The following is a 2,423-nucleotide window of genomic DNA, read 5'->3' on the forward strand; positions in this document are numbered from 1 at the left end:
CCTCGGGCGAACCTCCTCAATCAGAGGTTCCCAGATCGCCCATGTCTCGTCCGTAAAGGTGCCTGTTCTGTCTCCTTCTTCCATCCCTACAATATGGGAAGAAATTCAAGATCTAACAGGCCCTAGTTTACGCGAGTGTATTCTGGTTCCTGCACGTCCATTAACATCGAGTCAGAGAAAAATATGGAAATATTTTCTGCTGGTTTCGGCCTTGATACTTATACAAATACTTGTTGGCTCGATCATGGCTCACATGTATTACGACCGGTCTAGCTTTTATGGTTTTGATGTCAATCGTTACATCCCGTTCAGTTTTATGCGTGATGTACATATTCAGGCACCTATAGTCTGGATTGGCCTGTCGTGGATTGGAGCTGCCCTGTTCCTTTCCCCGGTCATCGCCGGAGGCGAAGAAGCACGAGGTCAGGGATGGCTTGTCGATGCTCTATTCTGGGTTACGGCATTTGTTGTGGTTGGCGGTCTCGTCGGAGACTATCTCGGTATTATGGGAGCGATAGATACAAACTGGTTTTGGTTCGGCAATCAGGGGCTCTCTTACATCCAACTTGGTCGGTTCTGGCAGATTGGTTTCTTTGCAGGTTTAATCGTGTGGAGTGCGCTTGTCATGCGCGCTCTCTGGCCAACAGTGCCTGGCTGGATAGATGCTGCTCGTGATTTCTGGACAGGTCGTATCCGGCTTGAACACCTGATCTGGGCCTCAACAGTAAATATTGCCCTGTTGTACGTCTGTGGAATGGTGCCTCTGACAGGAATCGAGAAATCTTTTACACTGGCTGATTTCTGGAGGTGGTGGGTCGTTCATCTGTGGGTTGAGCAATCGTTTGAGTTTTTTGCTGCAACCATGACGGCATGGACTCTTATGGCAACGGGGCTGGTGTCACGAAAGCTGGCCGAGCGCGGAATGTATTTTGAAGTCATTCTCGTCTTTCTTGGTGGAGTGATTGGTACTGGACACCATTTATATTGGGCAGGAGAGCCCAGTATCTGGATCCCATTTGGAACAATGTTTTCGTTTATTGAGGTGCTTCCACTGGTTCTGCTCATCATGGAGGGTATTCATCATTATCGCCTGATCAATGCTCACGGAGATTTCCAGTATCGCGTTGGCTATATGTACATTATTGGCGCTGCTTTCTGGAATTTTGTTGGTGCGGGCGTTTATGGAGGAGGTATCCTGAATGCGCCATTGGTCAACTATTATGAACATGGTACATTTTTAACGTTAAATCATGCACATGCATCTTTGTTTGACTCCTTTGGTGAACTGGCAATTGGTCTGATTTACTTCTGTCTGCGCTATATCCATGCCGGTGAGAAAACGTTTTCTGAGCGACCAGGGATCTTGGCATTCTGGCTATACAATGCAGGTCTCATTCTCTGGACTGTTCTGAATTTCTTCCCCGTTGGCTGGTCGCAGCTCCTGGCTGTTTACGAGCATGGTTACGCTTATGCACGGAGTGCTGCATTCTATGATACGACATTGTTCTGGCAATGGATGCGCCTGCCTGGTGATGTTGTCTTTGCAGGTGGTGCTTTGGTCATGAGTGGTGATTTTATCATCAAATTGTATCCGCTTTACCCGCTATGGACACAAAGACTTTTTAGGAGTGTGTCTCTGGACACCAAAAAGGATTAGTCTGTCATGAAATCTCGACACGACGTTCGGATAAAACGAGTTTACGATCTGCCTTCGGAAATAGATGGCGTTCGTGTTCTTGTGGATCGATTGTGGCCTCGAGGGTTGCACAAATCAGATGTTAAAATGGATTATTGGTTAAAGAATGCTGCTCCAAGCTCCGATCTTCGACACTGGTTTGATCATGACCCGGCTCACTGGGATGAATTCAAACTCAGGTATCGTCATGAGCTTTCTGAAGGAAATTCCGACATCAAAAAACTTGAGAACCTTATGAAAAAAGGGAGGATCACTCTTCTTTATGCTGCGCATGATCCGCTTCATAATCACGCTCTTGTTCTCCAGAAATTTCTGGATGAGCAGGACATATAGGTATTGACGCTAACGTATAAAAAGTATTCATCCGTAATCACGTTTTTAGGAATTATGTTCCATGCCGAATTTAAGTTTTTCTGAAACAGATCAAAAGAATTCTCCCATTATTTGTGACGATGCGATTGTCCGGGTCCATCGCTCAGGCATCATCGAGTTGTGGGATGACAACGCAGTTCAGATGTTTGGTTTTGCGGCGGAGGAAGCTATTGGGAAGTCACTTGATCTGATTATACCGGAAAAATTACGTGAACGGCACTGGAAAGGTAGAGGTGGTCCCCATTTTTCGGACAGGGCAATAAGCTATAATCCGACCTGAGAGAGAACGGGTTTTATGGGCAAGGTTACGCGCAAGAGGTATGCGGCGGAGTTCAAATCACGGGTTGCCCTGGAA

General features: G+C 46.6%; 3 protein-coding genes. All 3 read left to right on the forward strand.

The window, feature by feature from the left end; all coding sequences use genetic code 11:
* On the forward strand, window positions 1–1,657 hold a 1,657-nt coding region (locus HNW77_RS17110), incomplete at its 5' end, for a cbb3-type cytochrome c oxidase subunit I (protein WP_241694546.1).
* 6 nt (window positions 1,658–1,663) lie between these two features.
* Complete coding sequence (locus tag HNW77_RS17115; RefSeq protein ID WP_010512344.1) at window positions 1,664–2,029, forward strand: DUF488 domain-containing protein; 366 nt, start codon at window positions 1,664–1,666, stop codon at window positions 2,027–2,029.
* 61 nt (window positions 2,030–2,090) lie between these two features.
* Entirely contained in the window at window positions 2,091–2,348 is a 258-nt protein-coding gene (locus HNW77_RS17120; protein WP_241694547.1) for a PAS domain-containing protein, read from the forward strand.
* The last annotated feature ends 75 nt before the right edge of the window (window positions 2,349–2,423 follow it).

The organism is Komagataeibacter melomenusus, from assembly GCF_013155395.1.
GTDB classification, from domain to species: Bacteria; Pseudomonadota; Alphaproteobacteria; order Acetobacterales; family Acetobacteraceae; genus Komagataeibacter; species Komagataeibacter melomenusus.

What these genes read in the sequence shown, in the direction of transcription:
- HNW77_RS17115 (WP_010512344.1), top strand. Translation starts at nt 1,664, where the DNA reads ATGAAATCTCGACACGACGTTCGGATAAAACGAGTTTACGATCTGCCT.
- HNW77_RS17120 (WP_241694547.1), top strand. Translation starts at nt 2,091, where the DNA reads ATGCCGAATTTAAGTTTTTCTGAAACAGATCAAAAGAATTCTCCCATT.